The sequence below is a fragment of the Pseudomonas gingeri genome, from assembly GCF_013386115.1.
GTDB classification, from domain to species: domain Bacteria; phylum Pseudomonadota; class Gammaproteobacteria; order Pseudomonadales; family Pseudomonadaceae; genus Aquipseudomonas; species Aquipseudomonas gingeri.
In genome coordinates this window covers 364906-385584 of sequence record NZ_JACAOR010000013.1, presented here as the reverse complement: position 1 = coordinate 385584, position 20679 = coordinate 364906, and the positions used below count along the sequence as shown (strand labels likewise).

The 20679-nt window shown below is 63.2% G+C and carries 18 protein-coding genes; 14 read left to right on the top strand and 4 right to left on the bottom strand.

Annotated features, from left to right (window positions below):
* Window positions 1–13 precede the first annotated feature (13 nt).
* A complete protein-coding gene (gene aspA / locus HX881_RS25865) occupies window positions 14–1438 on the bottom strand; it encodes an aspartate ammonia-lyase (RefSeq protein WP_017124169.1) in 1425 nt (474 codons plus the stop codon).
* Window positions 1439–1622: 184 nt separating this feature from the next.
* On the opposite strand from aspA, the gene HX881_RS25860 reads away from it, so the two are divergent.
* The 5 genes from HX881_RS25860 to HX881_RS25840 all read left to right on the top strand — a co-directional run bounded on the left by HX881_RS25860 (window position 1623) and on the right by HX881_RS25840 (window position 5459).
* A complete protein-coding gene (locus HX881_RS25860; protein WP_017124170.1) occupies window positions 1623–2540 on the top strand; it encodes a LysR substrate-binding domain-containing protein in 918 nt (305 codons plus the stop codon).
* Between the two features lie 361 nt (window positions 2541–2901).
* Window positions 2902–3393, top strand: a complete 492-nt coding sequence (purE, locus tag HX881_RS25855) for a 5-(carboxyamino)imidazole ribonucleotide mutase (protein WP_017124171.1) — start codon at window positions 2902–2904, stop codon at window positions 3391–3393.
* 11 nt (window positions 3394–3404) lie between these two features.
* Window positions 3405–4487 carry a 5-(carboxyamino)imidazole ribonucleotide synthase gene (locus HX881_RS25850; protein WP_017124172.1) on the top strand — a complete coding sequence of 361 codons (1083 nt, stop codon included), beginning with the start codon at window positions 3405–3407 and terminating at the stop codon, window positions 4485–4487.
* Window positions 4488–4596: 109 nt separating this feature from the next.
* Window positions 4597–4842, top strand: coding sequence for a GlsB/YeaQ/YmgE family stress response membrane protein (locus HX881_RS25845; protein WP_017124173.1), 246 nt, complete (start codon window positions 4597–4599; stop codon window positions 4840–4842).
* An 80-nt stretch (window positions 4843–4922) separates the two neighbouring features.
* Window positions 4923–5459: a DUF3299 domain-containing protein gene (locus HX881_RS25840; protein WP_017124174.1), complete on the top strand. Its 537-nt coding sequence runs from the start codon at window positions 4923–4925 to the stop codon at window positions 5457–5459.
* Between the two features lie 33 nt (window positions 5460–5492).
* Here the strand turns inward: HX881_RS25840 and HX881_RS25835 are convergent, their stop codons facing one another.
* Together HX881_RS25835 and HX881_RS25830 are read right to left on the bottom strand one after the other, a co-directional pair.
* Window positions 5493–6395: a D-hexose-6-phosphate mutarotase gene (locus tag HX881_RS25835; RefSeq protein ID WP_177087274.1), complete on the bottom strand. Its 903-nt coding sequence runs from the start codon at window positions 6393–6395 to the stop codon at window positions 5493–5495.
* Window positions 6396–6449: 54 nt separating this feature from the next.
* The gene (locus HX881_RS25830) at window positions 6450–6851 is read right to left on the bottom strand and encodes an acyl-CoA thioesterase (RefSeq protein ID WP_017124176.1); all 402 of its coding nucleotides are present in this window, start codon (window positions 6849–6851) and stop codon (window positions 6450–6452) included.
* 354 nt (window positions 6852–7205) lie between these two features.
* On the opposite strand from HX881_RS25830, the gene HX881_RS25825 reads away from it, so the two are divergent.
* The 9 genes from HX881_RS25825 (at window position 7206) to HX881_RS25785 (ending at window position 19183) form a co-directional block, all read left to right on the top strand.
* A complete protein-coding gene (locus tag HX881_RS25825; RefSeq protein ID WP_042934554.1) occupies window positions 7206–8495 on the top strand; it encodes an MFS transporter in 1290 nt (429 codons plus the stop codon).
* 44 nt (window positions 8496–8539) lie between these two features.
* Window positions 8540–9829 (top strand): MFS transporter, encoded by a 1290-nt coding sequence (locus tag HX881_RS25820; protein WP_017124178.1) that lies wholly within the window; start codon window positions 8540–8542, stop codon window positions 9827–9829.
* Between the two features lie 162 nt (window positions 9830–9991).
* A complete protein-coding gene (locus HX881_RS25815; protein WP_017124179.1) occupies window positions 9992–10993 on the top strand; it encodes a phosphate ABC transporter substrate-binding protein PstS in 1002 nt (333 codons plus the stop codon).
* 451 nt (window positions 10994–11444) lie between these two features.
* On the top strand, window positions 11445–13478 hold the full coding sequence (locus HX881_RS25810) for an ABC transporter permease subunit (RefSeq protein WP_177087469.1): 2034 nt from the start codon (window positions 11445–11447) through the stop codon (window positions 13476–13478).
* Between the two features lie 15 nt (window positions 13479–13493).
* A complete protein-coding gene (pstA, locus tag HX881_RS25805; protein WP_017124181.1) occupies window positions 13494–15164 on the top strand; it encodes a phosphate ABC transporter permease PstA in 1671 nt (556 codons plus the stop codon).
* Window positions 15165–15336: 172 nt separating this feature from the next.
* Window positions 15337–16170 (top strand): phosphate ABC transporter ATP-binding protein PstB, encoded by an 834-nt coding sequence (pstB, locus tag HX881_RS25800; RefSeq protein WP_017124182.1) that lies wholly within the window; start codon window positions 15337–15339, stop codon window positions 16168–16170.
* Between the two features lie 119 nt (window positions 16171–16289).
* Window positions 16290–17051, top strand: a complete 762-nt coding sequence (gene phoU / locus HX881_RS25795; protein ID WP_017124183.1) for a phosphate signaling complex protein PhoU — start codon at window positions 16290–16292, stop codon at window positions 17049–17051.
* A gap of 161 nt (window positions 17052–17212) precedes the next feature.
* The gene (locus tag HX881_RS25790; RefSeq protein WP_017124184.1) at window positions 17213–18133 is read left to right on the top strand and encodes a response regulator; all 921 of its coding nucleotides are present in this window, start codon (window positions 17213–17215) and stop codon (window positions 18131–18133) included.
* 153 nt (window positions 18134–18286) lie between these two features.
* Window positions 18287–19183 carry a peptidoglycan DD-metalloendopeptidase family protein gene (locus HX881_RS25785; RefSeq protein ID WP_017124185.1) on the top strand — a complete coding sequence of 299 codons (897 nt, stop codon included), beginning with the start codon at window positions 18287–18289 and terminating at the stop codon, window positions 19181–19183.
* 129 nt (window positions 19184–19312) lie between these two features.
* On the opposite strand, the gene HX881_RS25780 is transcribed toward HX881_RS25785, so the two are convergent.
* Entirely contained in the window at window positions 19313–20656 is a 1344-nt protein-coding gene (locus HX881_RS25780; RefSeq protein ID WP_042934555.1) for a hemolysin family protein, read from the bottom strand.
* Window positions 20657–20679: the final 23 nt, after the last annotated feature.

The window sequence follows — 20679 nt, the reverse complement described above, 5'->3', positions numbered from 1 at the left end:
CTGTCACTGAGGGTCAGGCCTTCAGTGGAACCAGACGCGGGGCAATCATGTTTTCCGGGCGCAGGATGTCGGCGAGCATCGCATCGTCGAGCAGGCCTTCCTCGCGCACCAGTTCCAGTACGCCGCGGCCGCTTTCGAGGGCGATGCGGGCGATACGGGTGGCGTTTTCATAGCCGATGTACGGGTTCAGCGCGGTGACCAGGCCGATGGAGTGTTCCACCAGTTCGCGGCAGCGTGCTTCGTTGGCGGTGATGCCGACGATGCAGTGTTCGCGCAGCATGTCCATGGCGCGTTGCAGCAGGCGGATCGAGTCGAAGATCTTGAAGGCGATCAGCGGCTCCATTACGTTCAGTTGCAACTGGCCGCCTTCGGCCGCGATGGTCAGGGCCAGGTCGTTGCCGATGATCTGGAAAGCCACCTGGTTGACCGCTTCCGGGATCACCGGGTTGACCTTGCCGGGCATGATCGAGCTGCCCGGCTGGCGCGCCGGCAGGTTGATTTCGTTGATGCCGGTACGTGGGCCGCTGGACAGCAGGCGCAGGTCGTTGCAGATCTTCGACAGCTTGACCGCGGTGCGCTTGAGCATGCCGGAGAACAGCACGAAGGCGCCCATGTCGGAGGTGGCTTCGATCAGGTCGGCGGCCGGCACCAGCGGCTGGCCGCTGATGATCGCCAGGCGGTCGACGGCCAGTTGCTGGTAGCGCGGGTCGGCGTTGATGCCGGTGCCGATGGCGGTGCCGCCCAGGTTGACTTCGGTCAGCACTTCCGGTGCCAGGGTCTTCAGGCGGGCCAGGTCTTCGCTCAGGGTGGTGGCGAAGGCGCGGAATTCCTGGCCGAGGGTCATCGGCACGGCGTCCTGCAACTGGGTGCGGCCCATTTTCAGGACGTGGCTGAACTCTTCACCCTTGGCGGCGAAGGCCTGGATCAGGCTGTCGAGGCTGGCGAGCAGGGCGTCGTGGCCCAGCAGCAGACCCAGGCGGATGGCCGTCGGGTAGGCGTCGTTGGTCGACTGCGCCATGTTCACGTCGTTGTTCGGGTGCAGGTACTGGTATTCGCCCTTGCCGTGGCCCATGGCCTCCAGCGCGATGTTGGCGATGACTTCGTTGGCATTCATGTTGGTTGAAGTGCCAGCGCCGCCTTGAATCATGTCCACCACGAACTGCTCGTGGAAATCACCGCGGATCAGGCGGGCACAGGCCTCGCTGATGGCGGCGTGCTTGGCTTCGCTCAGATGCCCCAGCTCGCGGTTGGCGTCGGCGGCGGCTTGCTTGACCATGGCCAGGGCCACGACCAGTTTCGGGTAGTGCGAAATCGGAACGCCGGAGAGGCGGAAGTTGTTCACCGCTCGCAGGGTCTGGATGCCGTAGTACGCGTCGGCAGGTACGTCGAGTACGCCAAGCAGGTCTTTTTCTGAGCGGAAAGATGCAGCGGAGGACATGATAGAAATCATCTCGAAATGGACCCGGTCAATGCCGGAACGTTGGCAATGCTAGGCTTGAGGGAATTTTTGGGCCAATGCTGTTCGGCGCTGCCCTATGCACAAACGGCATAATGCCGATGTGACGCATTGTGTGTGGCGAGCGTGTGAACCAAAATGGTGCGCTTGGAGGAGGGAAGGGCCAATGAATCTCGAAAGCAAATGGTTGGAAGATTTCAGTGCCCTGGCGGCGACGCGCAGCTTTTCCCAGGCTGCCGAGCGTCGCTTCGTCACGCAGCCGGCGTTCAGCCGACGGATTCGCAGCCTGGAAGCGGCGCTGGGCCTGACCCTGGTCAATCGCTCGCGCACGCCGATCGAGCTGACGGCGGCCGGCCAGCTGTTCCTGGTGACGGCGCGAACGGTGGTCGAGCAACTGGGCGAGGTGGTGCGCCATCTGCATCATCTGGAAGGCGGGCAGGGCGAAGTCATGCAGGTGGCGGCGGCGCACTCCCTGGCGCTGGGCTTCTTCCCGCGGTGGATCGCGCAGTTGCGCAACGAAGGGCTGAACATCGCCACGCGGCTGGTGGCGACCAACGTTGGCGACGCGGTGCATGCGCTGCGCGAGGGCGGTTGCGACCTGATGCTGGCGTTCTATGACCCGGATGCGGCGTTGCAGATGGACGCGGAGATCTTTCCGTCGTTGCACCTGGGGCATACCGAAATGCTCCCGGTGTGCGCGGCGGGGCCGGACGGCAAGCCGCTGTTCGACCTGGAAGGCGAGGCCAGCGTGCCGTTGCTGGCCTACAGCGCCGGGGCATTTCTCGGGCGTTCGGTGAACCTGCTGCTGCGCCAGCGCAACCTGCGTTTCACCACGGTGTACGAGACGGCCATGGCCGACAGCCTCAAGAGCATGGCGCTGGAGGGCCTGGGCATCGCCTGGGTGCCGCAGTTGAGCGTGCGGGCCGAGCTGGCGCGGGGCGAACTGGTGGTTTGTGGCGGCGCGCAATGGCATGTGCCGCTGGAGATCCGCCTGTATCGCTGCGCGCTGGTGCGCAAGGCGAATGTGCGCCTGTTGTGGCGCAAGCTGGAAGGCGCTGCGGCGCAGACGCCGGCCCCGACCTGAAGCTCCCACAGGATCGGGGTTCACCACGGGCTGTCGTCCAGCCTGGGACCTTGTAGGAGCCGGCTTGCCGGCGATGAGGCCCTTGAGCCTTGCATTGCTCTTGCGGCCGCAATCGCTGGAAAGCCAGCTCCCACAATGTCCTGGATTGACCTGAAAGTCAGGTAAACCGGCCTTCAGCGGCTAAAATCCAGCGAACGACAGACGGTCGCAGAAAGTGCGTACGACGCGGATTTTTCGGTATACTGCGCGGCCTTCGGCCGGTTCGCCCGGCCATAATTCGCATAACAAGCCACGCCGGTCTTCCCGCGTGGCTTGTTGTTTTTTGACGCGCCTGCGGGCGCCCAAGAGAAGAGGCACGACGATGAGCGCACTGGTTGGCGTGATCATGGGCTCCAAGTCCGATTGGTCCACCCTTAGCCACACCGCCGATATGCTGGAAAAGCTCGGCATCCCTTACGAGGTGAAAGTGGTTTCGGCCCATCGCACCCCGGACCTGCTGTTCCAGTACGCCGAAGAGGCCGAGTCCCGTGGCATCGAGGTGATCATCGCCGGTGCCGGTGGCGCGGCCCACCTGCCGGGCATGTGTGCGGCCAAGACCCACCTGCCGGTGCTGGGCGTGCCAGTGCAGTCGTCGATGCTCTCGGGCGTGGACTCGCTGCTGTCGATCGTGCAGATGCCCGCGGGCATCCCGGTCGCCACCCTGGCCATCGGCAAGGCCGGCGCGATCAACGCCGCGCTGCTGTCGGCGAGCATCCTGGGCGCCAAGCATCCGCACTTTCATACCGTGCTGAAAAAATTCCGTGCTGAACAGACAGACAGCGTGCTGGATAATCCAGACCCGCGCGTCGCCTGAGGTTTTTGACGATGAAGATCGGTGTAATCGGTGGCGGCCAGCTCGGCCGCATGTTGGCCCTGGCGGGTACGCCGCTGGGGATGAACTTCGCTTTCCTCGACCCGGCGCCGGATGCCTGTGCAGCCGCCCTGGGCGAACATCTGCGAGCCGACTACGGCGATCAGGATCACCTGCGCCAGTTGGCCGATGAAGTCGACCTGGTGACTTTCGAGTTCGAAAGCGTCCCCGCGGAAACCGTGGCCTTCCTGTCGCAGTTCGTGCCGGTCTATCCAAGCGCCGAAGCCCTGCGTATCGCCCGCGATCGCTGGTTCGAAAAAAGCATGTTCAAGGACCTGGGGATCCCGACCCCGGCCTTCGCCGATATCCAGTCCCAGGCGGACCTGGATGCAGCGGTCGCCAGCATCGGCCTGCCGGCCGTGTTGAAGACCCGTACCCTGGGTTACGACGGCAAGGGCCAGAAAGTCCTGCGCACCGCGGCCGATGTGGTCGGCACCTTTGCCGAGCTGGGCAGCGTCGCCTGCCTGCTGGAAGGTTTCGTGCCGTTCACCGGCGAAGTCTCGCTGATCGCCGTGCGTGCCCGCGATGGCGAAACCCGCTTCTACCCGCTGGTGCACAACACCCACGAGAGCGGCATTCTGAAGCTGTCGATCGCCAGCACCGACCACCCGTTGCAGGCCCTGGCCGAAGACTATTCCAGCCGGGTGCTCAAGCAACTGGACTATGTCGGCGTGATGGCTTTCGAGTTCTTCGAAGTCGACGGCGGCCTCAAGGCCAACGAGATTGCCCCGCGTGTGCACAACTCCGGGCACTGGACCACCGAAGGCGCCGAGTGCAGCCAGTTCGAGAACCACTTGCGGGCGGTAGCCGGCCTGCCGCTGGGCTCGACCGCCAAGGTCGGCGAGAGCGCGATGCTGAACTTTATCGGCAGCGTGCCGCCGGTGGAGAAGGTCATCGCCATCGCCGACTGCCACCTGCACCACTACGGCAAGGCCTTCAAGGCCGGGCGCAAGGTCGGCCACGCCAACCTGCGTTGCGCCGACAAGGCCACGCTGCAACAGCAGATCCTGCGGGTCGAAGCGCTGATCGCCGAGTAAAGATATCCCTGCGCGGCGGGAACCATCGGATCCCGCCAGCCTCTGATGGCAGGATGCCAAAGTGCTGACTAGGCTTTGGCGTGTGGCTCACTCACTCAGAGGCAACGTCATGGGTATCATCGGAACCATTTTCATCGGTCTTATCGTCGGCCTCGTGGCGCGCTTTCTCAAGCCGGGCGACGACAGCATGGGCTGGATCATGACCATCCTGCTGGGGATCGGCGGTTCGCTGGCGGCGACCTACGGTGGCCAGGCGCTGGGCATCTACCAGGCCGGGCAAGGCGCGGGCTTTATCGGCGCGGTCGTCGGTGCGATTGTCCTGCTGGTGATCTACGGTCTGATCAAAAAGAACTGATCGAACTGACCAGGTCCTCTCCGCGCGGCGCGTGGAGAGGACTAGAATGCTCGCCCTGACTTCCTGTTGCCGAGCCCCTCATGCGCCGTCTTCTGTTGACACTCCTTTTGCTGGGCAGCGGCCTGGCCCACGCCGGCGAGCTGCCGGAAACCGACTGGCTGGAACTGATGCCCAAGTCGGACCAGAAAGCCCTCGAAGAAATGCCGGAAATCAGCCATGACTCGCCTGAAGCCAACGGCACCTTTACCGCCAAGGGCGGCTTGAAGCAGAGCAAGGGCCTGCCGGCGGTGATGTATTCGACCAAGACCGTCGCCGCCATGAACGGCAAGGACATTCGTATCGGTGGCTATCCGGTGCCGCTGGAAACCGACGCCAAGGGCCGCAGTACCCTGTTTTTCCTGGTTCCCTATCCGGGTGCCTGCATCCACGTGCCGCCACCACCGCCGAACCAGCTGGTGCTGGTGCGTTATCCCAAGGGCCTGAAGCTGGACGATATCTACACGCCGCTGTGGGTGACCGGGACCCTGAAGATCGAGAAGGTCAGCAACGACCTGGCCGATGCGGCGTATGCGCTGGATGCGGGTAAGGTGCGGGTGGTGAAGGAGTCGGATCTTTGAGGGTGGCGAGCGGGCAAGCCCGCTCGCCTCATGTCAGGCCAGCGGGCTGCTGCCGATAGTCACGCCCAGCGTATGGCTGGCACCCGGTGCCAGCGTCACCACGTCATCCATCACGTTCGCGGTTTCGATGCAGAGCATCTTCTGCCAGCCGTCGTCGGCCATGTCGGTGAACTGGCTGGCGCGGCCGATCCACGGGTTCCAGATCACCGCCGAGCGCGAGCCGCTGGTGTCCAGCTCGATCCGCCGTTCCCAGGTCGGGTCGACAATGCTCAACTGCGCCGGCGCATCCTGGTAGATGCGGTCGGTTTCACCGACGAAACGCAACTCGCCCTGTTGCCGGGCCGGCTTCCAGTCATCCGCCGTGTCGATATAGGCCAGGCCGTCCACGCCTTCGACATGCACGTTGCGCACATCGCTGACGGCGAAATAGGTGTGCAGCGCCTGGCTGAGGGTGACCGGATGATCGTCGAGGTTTTCGCTGGTGAGGCTGATCCGCAACCGTTCGCCCAGGTGAATCGCCAGCTTGAGGCCGACCTTGTGCGGCCAGCCGGCAAAGCCACCTTCGGGCACCGGCACGGCGAACTCCGCCAGCACGCCGTCGTCGTCGGCCTGGATACCGAGCAATGTCCACTCCAGCGTCCTGACGAAGCCATGGGCGGTTGGCGGCTCGCTGCTCTGGCGCATCGCCTGGACGCTGTCCGGGTTGCGCGCGAAGACCCCGAACCACGGCCAGCACACCGGTACACCGGCGCGAATGCTCTTGCCGTACTTGAACTCGGCCTGGTCGTTGAGCCAGATCAGCGGTGGTTGCCCGGCCAACTGATAACTGAGGATATGCGCGCCTTGCTGGGCTACCAGCAATTCGGCCTGACCGTGGCGGATCCGCCAGCAGTTCAGTTCATCCAGCTTGACCGTTTCAACGTAGGGCGTACTCATGGTGTTCTCGCTCGGCAACAGGAACTGCAATGGACCGCAAAAAACCGCCCGGGTTTAGCGCCGTGGCGGTACGGAGCGGGTGCGACCGCTGCCGTCGATGGCGACGAACACGAACACCGCCTCGGTGACCTTGCGCCATTCGCTGGACAGTGGGTCGTCGCTCCACACCTCGACCATCATCTTGATCGAGCTGCGGCCGATTTCCAGGGCCTGGGTATAAAAGGACAACTGCGCGCCGACCGCGACCGGCACCAGGAACGCCATGCGGTCGATGGCGACCGTGGCCACGCGCCCGCCGGCCACCTTGCTGGCCATCGCCGTGCCGGCGAGGTCCATCTGGTTGACCAGCCAGCCGCCATAGATGTCGCCGAAACCATTGGTTTCACGCGGGAGCGCGGTGATTTGCAGGGCGAGGTCGCCTTGCGGGATTGGGTCTTCTTGTTCGAGTTCGATCATACGGGGGGTGCCTCTGACCCGTGACGCTACGTTGGTACTGCCGGTGAATAGCCGTCTTCAGGAAAAACGATTCAGCTCGAACATACTACGTTCGTCACGTTTCTCTAAGACGTACTAAAGGGAAACTCTGCGAAACCGGCTGGAATGGGTTTCCAACGACGTTTTTGCACAGCATCCATCAGGGCGACACTGACCAGTATATCGATCGACCCGCTCGACTACGACCATCAGAAAGCCCTTTCGATCGCTCTATATCGGGCCATCATTTACTTTCTGAAACATTTTGTTATCTTTTTTCCGCCTTGTGCACCTCTCCGCAGCGACTCCGTCCGTATCGATCCCCGGGATATCTTCATGACCACCATGCCTTTGAGTGCTGCGCAGCCTGCCCGTGCGTTGAATCGGGATGACTACAGGACGCTTGTGTTGTCGGCCCTGGGGGGAGCGCTGGAGTTCTATGACTTCATCATCTTCGTGTTTTTCGCGGCGGTGGTCGGGAAGCTGTTTTTTCCACCGCAAATGCCTCAGTGGCTGCAATTGACGCAAACGTTTGGCATTTTTGCCGCCGGATACGTCGCCCGTCCACTGGGCGGCATCGTCATGGCGCATTTTGGCGACCTGCTGGGTCGCAAGAAGATGTTCGCGCTGGGCATTTTCCTGATGGCCGTGCCGACCCTGGTGATGGGCCTGCTGCCCACTTATGCACAGATCGGCCTGTGGGCACCGATCCTGTTGCTGCTGATGCGCCTGATCCAGGGCGCGGCGATTGGGGGTGAAGTGCCGGCGGCCTGGGTGTTCGTCGCCGAGCACGCGCCGCAGCGGCGCATGGGCCTGGCCTGCGGGATCCTGACGTTTGGCCTGACCATCGGGATTCTCCTGGGCTCGCTGGTCGCGACCGCGATCAACCGCAACTACAGCCCGGTGGACATCGCCGACTTCGCCTGGCGGATTCCTTTCCTGCTGGGCGGGGTGTTCGGCCTGCTGTCGGCCTTCCTGCGTCGCTGGCTGCATGAAACGCCGGTGTTCCTGGCCTTGCAGCAGCGCCAGGCGCTCGCGGCGGAAGTCCCTCTGCGCACGGTATTGCGCGGTCATCGCGAAGGCATCGTGATCTCGGTGCTGCTGACCTGGCTGCTGTCGGCCGGCGTGGTAGTGGTGATCCTCATGACCCCGACCGTGCTGCAGGCCGTCTACCATTTCGCGCCGCTGGTGACGTTGCAGGCCAACAGCCTGGCGACCATCAGCCTGGCCATCGGCTGCATCCTGGCCGGCACCCTGGTGGACCGCTTCGGCGCGGGTCGGGTGCTGATGATCGGTTGCGCGCTGCTGATGCTGAGCTTCTGGACCTTCTACAACAGTCTGCAGGACCATCCGCAATGGCTGTTCGCGCTCTATGCCCTGAGCGGTTTGCTGACCGGCACGGTGAGTGTCGTGCCGTTCGTGATGGTCAATGCGTTCCCGGCGGCGATACGTTTTACCGGTTTATCGTTTTCCTACAACCTGGCTTATGCGATCTTTGGTGGCCTGACACCGGTGATCGTGACTCTGATGCTCAAGGAAAGCCCATTGGGCCCGGCTTACTATGTATTGATCATAGGCGGCGTGGGCTTGCTGGTCGGCGCCTACCTGTGGAGAAACGACCGTTGAGGCCGGATAACCACCCTGACTATTAATATAAGAGAAGCCTTGCAATGAGCACTGTGTCTCCCAGCCTTGCGCAACCTTCGCGCCCGCTGACCCGTAATGACTACAAGACGTTGTCGCTGTCTGCCCTGGGAGGTGCGCTGGAGTTCTACGACTTCATCATTTTCGTGTTCTTCGCGGCTGTGGTGGGCAAGTTGTTCTTCCCGGCGGACATGCCCGAGTGGTTGCGCCTGATGCAGACGTTCGGCATCTTCGCCGCCGGCTACCTGGCGCGGCCGCTGGGCGGAATCGTCATGGCGCATTTCGGCGACCTGCTGGGGCGCAAGAAAATGTTCACCCTGAGCATTTTCCTGATGGCCGTGCCGACCCTGATCATGGGCCTGCTGCCGACCTACGCGCAGATCGGCATCTGGGCGCCGATCCTGCTGCTGTTGATGCGGGTGATCCAGGGCGCCGCAATCGGCGGTGAAGTGCCGGGCGCCTGGGTCTTCGTCGCCGAGCACGTTCCGGAGCGGCAGATCGGCTTTGCCTGCGGCACCCTGACGTCGGGCCTGACCGCTGGCATCCTGCTGGGCTCGCTGGTGGCGACGCTGATCAACAGTGTCTACACCCCGGTCGAAGTGAGCGATTACGCCTGGCGGATCCCGTTCCTGCTGGGCGGTGTGTTCGGCCTGTTCTCGGTATACCTGCGTCGCTGGCTGCATGAAACCCCGGTGTTCGCCGAGCTGCAGCAGCGCAAGGCCTTGTCCGAAGGCATTCCCCTGGGCGCGGTATTGCGTGATCACCGCGGGGCGATCGTGATCTCGATGCTGTTGACCTGGCTGTTGTCGGCCGGCGTGGTGGTGGTGATCCTGATGACCCCGACCGTGCTGCAGACCGCCTACCACTTCGCCCCGACCGTCTCGCTGGAGGCCAACAGCCTGGCGACGGTCTGCCTGACCTTGGGCTGCATCATCTCCGGCGCACTGGCCGACCGTTTCGGCGCGGGCCGCGTGTTCGTGGTCGGCAGCCTGGCGCTGATGACAACGTTCTGGACCTTCTACAGCAGCCTGCCGACCCACCCCGAGTGGCTGTTCCCGCTGTATGCCCTGAGCGGCCTGTTCGTCGGCACCATCGGCGCCGTGCCTTATGTCATGGTCAAGGCTTTCCCGGCGGTGGTGCGCTTCAGCGGCCTGTCGTTCTCCTACAACCTGGCGTACGCGATCTTTGGCGGCCTGACACCGATGGTCGTCACCCTGCTGCTCAAGGAAAGCCCGATGGGCCCTGCGTATTATGTTGCAATAATTTGCAGCGTCGGCGTGCTGGTCGGCGGCTACCTGTGGGCGAAGGGCCGCTAAGCCCCGTATTACCTGGGGTCCAGGCGTTTCAGAGGTAAAGGCCGGTCGTCCGAATGGATGCTGGCCTTTCATCTAATTGTCACATACCAGTCATAGAGTGTTCATGCGGCCTGCCGATACTTGGCCCCGATCCAACTTAACCCTCTCTGCTAGGAGCAAGGCATGAAACTGAAACGTTTGATGGCGGCAATGACTTTTGTCGCTGCTGGCGTCGCGACTGCCCACGCGGTGGCCGCTGGTGTAGACCCGTCCATTCCGGCCTATACAAAAGTACAAGGCGTGTCGGGCAACTTGTCCAGCGTCGGTTCCGATACCCTGGCAAACCTCATGACCCTGTGGGCCGAGGGCTACAAGAAAGAATACCCGAACGTGAACATCCAGATTCAGGCCGCCGGTTCCGCTACCGCGCCACCTGCCCTGACTGAAGGCACGTCGAACCTGGGCCCGATGAGCCGCAAGATGAAGGACACCGAACTGGCTGCCTTCGAGCAGAAGTACGGCTACAAGCCGACCGCCATCCCGGTCGCTGTGGACGCCCTGGCGGTATTCGTGCACAAGGACAACCCGATCCAGCACCTGACCATGGAACAGGTCGACGCGATCTTCTCCTCGACTCGTCTGTGCGGCGCCAAGGCCGACGTCAAGACCTGGGGCGACCTGGGCGTGACCGGCGACCTGGCCAACAAGCCGGTCCAGCTGTTCGGTCGTAACTCGGTATCCGGCACCTACGGCTACTTCAAGGAAGAAGCCCTGTGCAAAGGCGACTACAAGCCTAACGTGAACGAACAACCTGGTTCGGCTTCCGTCGTGCAGTCCATCAGCTCCTCGCTGAACGGTATCGGCTACTCGGGTATCGGCTACAAGACCGCCAGCGTGAAAACCGTTGCCCTGTCGAAGAAAGGCAGCACCGAGTTCATCGAAGACAGCGAAGAAAACGCACTGAACGGCAAATACCCGCTGTCGCGTTTCCTCTACGTCTACGTCAACAAGGCACCGAACAAGCCTCTGGCCCCGCTGGAAGCCGAGTTCGTGAAGCTGGTTCTGTCCAAGCAGGGCCAGGAAGTTGTCGTGAAGGACGGCTACATCCCACTGCCAGCCAAGGTTGCCGCCAAGGCACTGGCTGACCTGGGCTTGAGCGAAGGCGGCAACGTCGCCAAGAAGTAAGCCTTGAGCCGGAGCCCCAGGCTCCGGCATGTGGGAGCGGGTTTGCCCGCGGAGCTTGTGGTGTCCCCGGGGCACCTTCGCGGATAACCGCGCTCCCACACACCAATTTCCGAATCCGCTGCCAGCCACGCTGGGCGGCGGCTTCCGTGCGTCACTGCACTGTCATCTTTCTGTCATACAGGATCGCTAGGGTGTGCGCATGAACGATCTGGCCAATTCCACCATGACTACAACTTCTCCCCCGAAGCGCATTGACTTCAATACGCCTGAACTCAAGCGCAAGCGTCGCATTCGCGCGCTCAAGGACCGCCTGACCCGCTGGTATGTGTTTGTCGGCGGCCTGGCCGTCCTGGCGGCGATCACGCTGATCTTCTTCTTTCTCGCCTATGTGGTCCTGCCCCTGTTCCAGGGCGCTTCGCTGACCGCGGAAAAAGCCATTACCCCGGCCTGGATGCGCGATGCCGGCAACCCCCTGATGATCTCCCTGGAAGAACAGAACCAGGTGGGCATGCGGGTTTCCGACCAGGGGCAGGTGCTGTTCTTCTCCGTTGCCGATGCCACTGAACTGTCGCGGGTGAACCTGCCGCTTCCGGCGGGCACCAAGGTGACCTCCATCAGCAAGGACCAGCCGGGCATCCCGCTGGTTATCGTCGGTCTGTCCAATGGCCAGGCCCTGGTGTTCCGTCACACCTATAAAGTGACGTACCCGGACGGCAAGAAGACCATTTCCCCGGCGGTCGAATACCCCTACGGCGAAACCCCGATCACCCTCGATGGCCAGGGCCACGCGCTTGAGCACGTGAACCTCAACGCCAGCGATACGACACTGGTCGCCGTGGGCTCCAACGGTGCGCAACTGCACGTGCTGGCGCTGACCAAGGAAGAGAACATGATGACCGGCGAGGTCACCAGCGAGCAGAAGAGCATCGATCTGCCGCAGATGACCGAGCCGGTGAAAGCCATCTACATCGATCCGCGCCAGCAATGGCTGTACGTGATCAACGGGCGCGCCCAGGCCGACGTGTTCAGCCTGCGCGACAAGAGCCTGAACGGTCGCTACAAGCTGCTGGACGATGCCAACACCGAAGTGACCGCCAGTACGCAACTGGTGGGCGGTATCTCGCTGATCATCGGTGACTCCAAGGGTGGTCTCGGCCAGTGGTTCATGGCCCGCGACCCGGATGGCGAGCTGCGCCTGAAACCGATCCGCAGCTTCCAGATGGGCACCACGCCAATCGTCGAGATCACTGCCGAAGAACGTCGCAAGGGCTTTGTCGCCCTGGATGCCTCCGGCAAGCTCGGTGTGTTCCACAGTACCGCGCACCGCACACTGCTGGTGGACCAGGTGGTCGACGGCCCGGGTATCTTCGGCCTGTCGCCGCGGGCCAACCGGGTGATCGTCGAGCAGGGTGGCAAGATCCAGCCGCTGGAACTCGACAACCCGCACCCGGAAGTTTCCTGGAGCGCGCTGTGGAGCAAGGTCTGGTACGAGAACTACGACGCACCCAAGTACGTCTGGCAATCGACCGCCGCCAACACCGACTTCGAGCCCAAGCTGAGCCTGTCGCCGCTGACCTTCGGGACCCTGAAGGCCGCGTTCTACGCCATGCTGCTGGCCGCACCGCTGGCCGTCGCCGCCGCGATCTACACCGCCTACTTCATGGCCCCGGGCATGCGCCGCAAGGTCAAGCCGGTGATCGAGCTGATGGAAGCGATGCCGACGGTGATCCTCGGCTTCTTCGCCGGTCTGTTCCTGGCGCCGTATGTCGAAGGGCACCTGCCGGGGATCTTCAGCCTGCTGATGTTGCTGCCGATCGGCATCCTGGTCGCCGGTTTCGCCTGGAGCCGCCTGCCCGAGTCGCTGCGCCTGCGGGTGCCGGATGGCTGGGAAAGCGCGATCCTGATCCCGGTGATCCTGTTCGTCGGCTGGCTCTCGCTGTTCATGAGCCCGCACCTGGAGACCTGGTTCTTCGGCGGTGACATGCGCATGTGGATTTCCCACGACCTGGGCATCACCTACGACCAGCGCAACGCCCTGGTGGTCGGCCTGGCCATGGGTTTCGCGGTGATCCCGAACATCTATTCGATCGCCGAAGACGCCGTGTTCAGCGTGCCGCGCGGCCTGACCCTGGGCTCGTTGGCCCTGGGCGCCACGCCATGGCAGACCATGACCCGGGTGGTGATCCTCACCGCCAGCCCGGGCATCTTCTCGGCGCTGATGATCGGCATGGGCCGTGCCGTCGGCGAGACCATGATCGTGCTGATGGCCACCGGCAACACCCCGGTGATGGAGATGAACCTGTTCGAAGGCCTGCGCACCCTGGCGGCCAACGTGGCGGTGGAGATGCCGGAGTCGGAAGTGGGTGGTAGTCACTACCGCGTGCTGTTCCTCTCGGCACTGGTGCTGCTGCTGTTCACGTTCATCATGAACACCCTCGCGGAACTGATTCGTCAGCGTCTGCGCAAGAAATACTCGTCGCTTTAATAAAGGTAGAAGTCTGTGAAACAGAACTCCCTGAACAGTTGGTTCAAGAGCGGCGCCCCTGGCGTCTGGATCAGCGGTGGTGCGGTGTCCATCGCGGTCATCATGACCATCGGCCTGCTGGCGGTGATTGCGGTTCGTGGCCTGGGCCACTTCTGGCCGGCGGACGTGGTCCACGCCCAGTACAGCGTGCCGGGCCAGACCGCCCAGGTCGTGGTCGGCGAAGTGGTGCAGAAGGAAGAAGTGCCGCGTGCGCGTCTCAAGTCGGCCGGCCTGCCGGTGCCGGATCAGGGGCCCGAGTTCATGACCCGGGAACTGATCAAGGTCGGTAACCGCGACCTGAACGGCAACGACTTCACCTGGGTCGTCGGCGAGTGGCTGACCGACCAGAGCACGCCGGCGGATCTGATGACCGTCGAGCGTCGTGAGTGGGGCAACTTCTACGGCACCCTGGTCAACGTCAAGGAAAACGGCAAGATCATCGCCGAAGGGCAGGCCGCCTGGCCTGAGCTGCAGGCGCGTATCGACCGTGTGAACGACCTGGCCAAGCAGCTCAAGAGCCTGGAAAAAACCGATATCGGCGCGATCAACGCCGGCCTCGAGCGGATTCGCCTGCATGGCCGCAAGCTCGAGCTTGAAGGCAAGCTCGACGCCACTGCCCAGGCCGACATGGATGCCGAGAAGGCCGAGCTCAATGCCCGTTACCAGGCCATCGAGGCCCGCCTCGGCGACCTGCACAGCCAGTTCAACCGCGACAGCCTGACGGCCCGCGATGGTAACGGCAGGGAACTGGAGATCGGCATCGGCAAGGTGGTCCATGCCTACCAGCCGAATGCCATGGGCACCATGACCAAGGTGGGGTTCTACTTCAGCAAGGTCTGGGAATTCCTCAGCGACGACCCGCGTGAAGCCAACACCGAGGGCGGGATCTTCCCGGCGATCTTCGGTACCGTGATGATGACCCTCATCATGGCGATGATCGTGACACCGTTCGGCGTACTGGCGGCGGTCTACCTGCGTGAATACGCCAAGCAGAACACCCTGACCCGGGTGATCCGCATTGCCGTGAACAACCTGGCGGGCGTTCCGGCGATCGTCTACGGCGTGTTCGGCCTGGGCTTCTTCGTCTACGTGCTGGGCGGTTCGCTCGACCGGCTGTTCTTCCCCGAAGCCCTGCCGGCGCCGACCTTCGGTACCCCGGGCCTGCTCTGGGCCTCGCTGACCCTGGCGCTGCTGGCGGTGCCGGTGGTGATCGTGGCGACGGAGGAAGGCCTGGCGCGGATTCCCCGCACCGTGCGTGAAGGTTCGCTGGCCCTGGGCGCGACCAAGGCCGAGACGCTGTGGAAGATCGTCCTGCCGATGGCCAGCCCGGCGATGATGACCGGCATGATCCTCGCCGTGGCCCGCGCCGCCGGTGAGGTGGCACCGCTGATGCTGGTGGGTGTGGTGAAACTGGCGCCGTCGCTGCCGGTGGATGGCAACTATCCGTACCTGCACCTGGACCAGAAGATCATGCACCTGGGTTTCCACATCTACGACGTTGGCTTCCAGAGCCCGAACGTCGAGGCGGCGCGTCCGCTGGTGTATGCCACGGCGTTGCTGCTGGTGCTGGTGATCGCCACGCTGAACCTGTCGGCCGTGTGGATCCGCAACCACCTGCGCGAGAAGTACAAGGCGCTGGATAGTTAACAGGTTGGCATGCAGCTTGTGGGAGCGGGCTTGCCCGCGAAGGGGCCATCACGGTCGCCAGAAACTTCGCGGGCAAGCCCGCTCCCACAGTAGTCCGCGTCCAGCCAGATATTGACCGGGAGCCCGCGAAGCGGCGTTCCGAAATGAATTTGTCAGCGCAGGGAGTTTACCCATGCAGCATGAAACCCATACCCACGGCATCAACATGTCCGCCCTGGGCCGCAGCAAACAGAGCCTGGACCTGGCAAGCGAAACCGTGGCCATCGAAGTCCCCGGCCTGAGCCTGTTCTACGGCGAGAAGCAGGCGTTGTTCGACGTCAGCATGAACATCCCCAAGCAGCGCGTGACCGCCTTCATCGGCCCGTCCGGCTGCGGCAAGTCGACCCTGCTGCGCACCTTCAACCGGATGAACGATCTGGTCGACGGCTGCCGCGTACAGGGCGAGATCAACCTCTACGGCAACAACATCTACCGCAAGGGCGAGGACGTCGCCGAGCTGCGCCGCAAGGTCGGCATGGTGTTCCAGAAGCCGAACCCGTTCCCCAAGACCATCTATGAAAACGTGGTCTATGGCCTGCGCATCCAGGGCATCAACAAGAAGCGCATCCTCGACGAGGCCGTGGAATGGGCGCTCAAGGGCGCGGCCCTGTGGGATGAAGTGAAGGACCGCCTGCACGATTCGGCACTCGGCCTGTCCGGTGGCCAGCAGCAGCGCCTGGTCATCGCCCGGACCATCGCCGTGGAGCCGGAAGTCCTGCTGCTCGACGAACCGTGCTCGGCGCTCGATCCGATCTCGACCCTCAAGGTCGAAGAACTGATCTACGAATTGAAATCCAAGTTCACCATTGTCATCGTGACCCACAACATGCAGCAGGCGGCTCGGGTTTCCGACTACACCGCGTTCATGTACATGGGCAAGCTGGTTGAATTTGGCGACACCGATACCCTGTTCACCAATCCGGCGAAGAAGCAGACCGAAGACTACATCACCGGTCGTTATGGCTAGGAGCAGTGGCGAGCCGCGGGCCAAGAAGCGGCGCAATGGAAGCCGAGCGAGTTCAGATCAACCCATAACTGCTTGAAACGTGCAGCCTGAAAGCTGCCTGTTTCGCGGAGCGAATCCCGATGATTGATAAAGACGGTCTTACCCACCATATCTCCGCGCAGTTCAATGCGGAGCTGGAAGAAGTACGCAGCCACCTGCTGGCCATGGGCGGGCTGGTGGAAAAGCAGGTCAACGACGCGGTCACCGCGCTGATCGAGGCCGATTCGGGCCTGGCCCAGCAAGTGCGCGAGATCGATGACCAGATCAACCAGATGGAACGCAATATCGACGAGGAATGCCTGCGCATCCTCGCGCGTCGCCAGCCGGCGGCGTCCGATCTGCGGCTGATCATCAGCATCTCCAAGTCGGTGATCGACCTCGAGCGCATCGGCGACGAAGCGACCAAGATCGCCCGGCGCGCCATCCAGCTGTGCGAGGAAGGCGAGGCGCCGCGTGGTTATGTCGAGGTCCGGCATATCGGCGACCAGGTGCGCAACATGGTGCGCGACGCACTGGACGCCTTCGCCCGCTTCGACGCCGAGCTGGCGTTGTCCGTGGCGCAGTACGACAAGATCATCGACCGTGAATACAAGACCGCCCTGCGTGAGCTGGCAACCTACATGATGGAAGACCCGCGCTCTATCTCGCGGGTCCTGAGCATTATCTGGGTGCTGCGCTCGCTGGAGCGGATCGGCGACCACGCGCGCAATATTTCCGAACTGGTGATCTACCTGGTTCGCGGCACCGACGTGCGGCACATGGGCCTCAAGCGCATGCGCCAGGAAGTTGAGGGTACCTTGTCCGAAACCGCTAATGTTCCCGGCGAAGCTGACGATAAGTAAGATTGCCCGAGAGAAACGCCCGGCCTTAGGTCGGGCGTTTTTGTTTGTGGCGCATGAATTTTACGCGCACCCGCGAACGATAAAGTCCCGGCGTGACTCATCAGTTTTGGGCAAATAGCCATTAGCCAGTATGCTGGCCGGGATTTTTAGAGGAATGGTCAATGAGTAAAGTCAGTGTGTTGGTGGTGGATGACGCATCGTTCATCCGCGATCTGGTGAAAAAGTGCCTGCGCAACTACTTCCCGGGCATCCGGATCGAAGACGCCGTCAACGGTCGCAAGGCCCAGGCGCTGCTGGCGCGCGAAGCGTTCGACCTGGTGCTGTGCGATTGGGAAATGCCCGAGATGTCCGGTCTGGAACTGCTGACCTGGTGCCGTGCCCAGGACAACCTCAAGACCATGCCGTTCGTGATGGTCACCAGCCGTGGCGATAAAGAGAACGTGGTGCAGGCGATCCAGGCCGGTGTGTCCGGCTACGTCAGCAAGCCCTTCACCAACGAGCAGTTGCTGACCAAGGTCAAGCAGGCGCTGCACAAGGTCGGCAAGCTCGATGCCCTGATGAACAGTGCCCCGACCAAGGCCAACTCGGCCTTTGCCAACGACTCCCTCAGTGCGCTGACCGGCGGCAAGGCCGCTGTGGTGGCGCCTGCGGCCGCTGCCGCGCCTGCCCCGGCCCCGAGCAAGGGTTTGCTCAACAGCCCGCCGGTACGCCCCGCTGCGGCGCCGGCAGCCAGTGCGGCCACCGGTGGTCGCGGCCAGGGCCAGTTGCGCCTGTCCAGCGGCACCCAGCAATGCGTGATCAAGGCGCTGAGCATCAAGGAAGCCTTGCTGGTGGTGCGCCGTAGCGAGGTTCTGCCGCAAGTGCTCGAAAGCGCCGTGCTCGACCTGGAGCAGGGCGACAACGCCGAGATCGCCCGCCTGAACGGCTACCTGCACGCGATCGTTGCCCACGAACCGAAGCCGGACAGCGACTGGCTGCAACTGACCTTCCGGTTTATCGACCAGGATGCCCAGAAGCTCGACTACATCTCCCGCCTGATCGCCCGCGGCACCGCCCAGAAGCACTTCGTACCCGGGGCCTGAGGCCTTGCCTGATAACGCGGTGCGCCTGATGCGCCGCGTTGTCCGTCCCCCTGGTCGCTGCTTTCCGACAGTCGCCGATGCCTGCGTGATTAACACAAGCTCCATCTCCACCTGCTAGGCTGGCGCTCACGTTCGATTCGGCGATTTCCGCTTATGCTGCTGCGCTTGCTGTTTTCCTGCGGCCTGTTGATGGTCGCCACCTCGGCTGCGGCCATGACGATCTACAAGTACGTGGACGCCAATGGCGTGGTCTCGTACAGCGATCGTCCGGCGCCCGGTGCGCAGGTGTTTGTGTTCCGCGATCGGATGGTCGAGCACCTGGAACGCCAGGTGCACCTGGATATCCGCAAGCAGAAAGGGGGCGACAGCGTCTATGTGCGCAACGACCTGTATGCGCCGGTGGAGATCGAGCTGGGTTTCGGCGCGCTGAAGAACGTCAGCGGCGCGCCGCTGCAGCCGATCCGCAAGGTGTTGCCGGCCCGCAGCAGCCAGCGCTTGGCGCTGCTCACCGCGACCCGCCCCGGGCAGCCGTTCCTGTATACCCCCAAGTTCCGCTATTCCCTCGGCGATCCCTCGGGGCAGGCCCAGGGCTATCGTTACCCGTTGCCGTGGCGCGGCGGGCCGTTTCGCCTGACCCAGGGTCCGAACGGTCCCTACAGCCACTTCGGCGCCAAGAGCCGCTATGCGATGGACATCGCCATGCCGGTGGGCACGCCGATCATCGCGGCGCGCGGCGGGGTGGTGGTCAAGACCGAGAATGCCCAGTCCGGGCGTGGCTCGGACCCTTCCGGCAACTTCGTTCGGGTGCTGCACGACGACGGCACCATGGGCGTCTATCTGCACCTCAAGCAAGGTTCGGTCAGCGTGCGCGAAGGCCAGCACGTGGCGGTGGGTAGCCCGTTGGGGCTGTCGGGCAATACCGGCAACAGCACCGGGCCGCACCTGCATTTCGTGGTGCAGCGCAATACCGGGCTGGGGCTGGTATCGATTCCGTACCAGTTCAACCAGCCGGTGGAAGCCTTGCCGAACTTCGCGGTAGGCGGGCAGTGACACCGCCGACTTGAATACACAGCCGCTGCAGGAGCCGGCTTGCCGGCGATTGCGGTGTGTCAGTCGGTAGGCACGTCGGCTGCTGGATCGCTATCGCCAGCAAGCCGGCTCCTACAAGGACCGCGGGTATCAGTCGAGCTTGAGCACTTTGGCCAGGATGATCTTCGGGCCCTTCATCTTCTTGATGATGATGCGCAGGCCCTCGACTTCCATCACTTCTTCCTCTTCCGGCACCCGTTTCAGGGTTTCGTAGATCAGCCCGGCGAGGGTTTCGGCTTCGATATGGTCCAGATCGATGCCCAGCAGGCGTTCGACCTTGAACAGCGGCGTGTCACCCCGCACCAGCAGCTTGCCCGGCTGGTAGGCGAGGATGCCGCGCTCGGCCTTGCGGTGTTCGTCCTGGATATCGCCCACCAGGACTTCCAGCACGTCTTCCATGGTCAGGTAGCCGATCACCTTGCTGTCGGCTTCCTCCACCAGGGCGAAGTGCGAGCCGCCCTGGCGGAACTGTTCCAGCAGGCGCGACAGCGGCATGTGCTTGGACACGCGCTCCAGCGGGCGGGTCAGCTCGGCCAGGTTGAACGACTCGGGAATGTGGTCCAGGGCCGCCAGTTCCAGCAGCAGGTCCTTGATGTGCAACAGGCCGACGAACACGTTGCGTTCGGCGTCGTACACCGGATAACGGCTGAACTTGTGGCGACGGAACAGGGCGAGGATTTCCTTGAGCGGCGCGTTGCAGTCCAGGGTCACCAGGTCTTCCCGGGAGTTGGCCCAGTCGACCACTTCCAGCTCGCCCATTTCCACGGCCGAGGCCAGCACGCGCATACCCTGGTCGCTCGGGTCCTGGCCACGGCTGGAGTGCAGGATCAGCTTCAGTTCTTCGCGGCTGTAGTGGTGTTCGTGATGGGGGCCGGGCTCACCCTGGCCGGCGATCCGCAGGATGGCGTTGGCGCTGGCGTTGAGCAGGTAGATGGCCGGGTACATCGCCCAGTAGAACAGGTACAGCGGTACCGCGGTCCACAGCGAGAGCAGTTCCGGCTTGCGGATTGCCCAGGATTTCGGGGCCAGCTCGCCGACCACGATGTGCAGGTAGGAAATGATGAAGAACGCGGTGAAGAACGACACGCCCTTGATCACTTCGGGAGAGTTTACGCCGACGGCGCCGAGCACCGGCTCCAGCAGGTGGGCGAAGGCCGGCTCACCGACCCAGCCGAGGCCCAGGGAGGCGAGGGTGATACCCAGCTGGCAGGCGGACAGGTAGGCGTCCAGCTGGCTGTGCACGGTGCGCAGGATCTGTCCGCGCCAGCCGTTCTTGTGGGCGATGGCCTCGACCCGGGTCGAGCGCAGCTTGACCATGGCGAATTCGGCCGCAACGAAGAAGCCGTTGAGCAGAACCAGGATCAGAGCAAAGAGAATCATGCCGAAATCGGCGAATATCGTGGCGAGGGTCAAGCTACTAGGGGAAGGGTCCATGATGGAGTTTTACGGGTTCCGTA

Coding starts and splice junctions, on each gene's coding strand:
- aspA (WP_017124169.1), bottom strand. CDS start 1,438: ATGTCCTCCGCTGCATCTTTCCGCTCAGAAAAAGACCTGCTTGGCGTA.
- HX881_RS25845 (WP_017124173.1), top strand. CDS start 4,597: ATGGGTATCATCGGAACCATTTTCATCGGTCTTATCGTCGGCCTCGTG.
- HX881_RS25810 (WP_177087469.1), top strand. CDS start 11,445: ATGCGCGATGCCGGCAACCCCCTGATGATCTCCCTGGAAGAACAGAAC.
- HX881_RS25780 (WP_042934555.1), bottom strand. CDS start 20,656: ATGGACCCTTCCCCTAGTAGCTTGACCCTCGCCACGATATTCGCCGAT.
- HX881_RS25785 (WP_017124185.1), top strand. CDS start 18,287: ATGCTGCTGCGCTTGCTGTTTTCCTGCGGCCTGTTGATGGTCGCCACC.
- pstB (WP_017124182.1), top strand. CDS start 15,337: ATGCAGCATGAAACCCATACCCACGGCATCAACATGTCCGCCCTGGGC.
- HX881_RS25835 (WP_177087274.1), bottom strand. CDS start 6,395: ATGAGTACGCCCTACGTTGAAACGGTCAAGCTGGATGAACTGAACTGC.
- HX881_RS25840 (WP_017124174.1), top strand. CDS start 4,923: ATGCGCCGTCTTCTGTTGACACTCCTTTTGCTGGGCAGCGGCCTGGCC.
- HX881_RS25790 (WP_017124184.1), top strand. CDS start 17,213: ATGAGTAAAGTCAGTGTGTTGGTGGTGGATGACGCATCGTTCATCCGC.
- HX881_RS25820 (WP_017124178.1), top strand. CDS start 8,540: ATGAGCACTGTGTCTCCCAGCCTTGCGCAACCTTCGCGCCCGCTGACC.
- HX881_RS25860 (WP_017124170.1), top strand. CDS start 1,623: ATGAATCTCGAAAGCAAATGGTTGGAAGATTTCAGTGCCCTGGCGGCG.
- HX881_RS25825 (WP_042934554.1), top strand. CDS start 7,206: ATGACCACCATGCCTTTGAGTGCTGCGCAGCCTGCCCGTGCGTTGAAT.
- HX881_RS25830 (WP_017124176.1), bottom strand. CDS start 6,851: ATGATCGAACTCGAACAAGAAGACCCAATCCCGCAAGGCGACCTCGCC.
- HX881_RS25815 (WP_017124179.1), top strand. CDS start 9,992: ATGAAACTGAAACGTTTGATGGCGGCAATGACTTTTGTCGCTGCTGGC.
- purE (WP_017124171.1), top strand. CDS start 2,902: ATGAGCGCACTGGTTGGCGTGATCATGGGCTCCAAGTCCGATTGGTCC.
- HX881_RS25850 (WP_017124172.1), top strand. CDS start 3,405: ATGAAGATCGGTGTAATCGGTGGCGGCCAGCTCGGCCGCATGTTGGCC.
- phoU (WP_017124183.1), top strand. CDS start 16,290: ATGATTGATAAAGACGGTCTTACCCACCATATCTCCGCGCAGTTCAAT.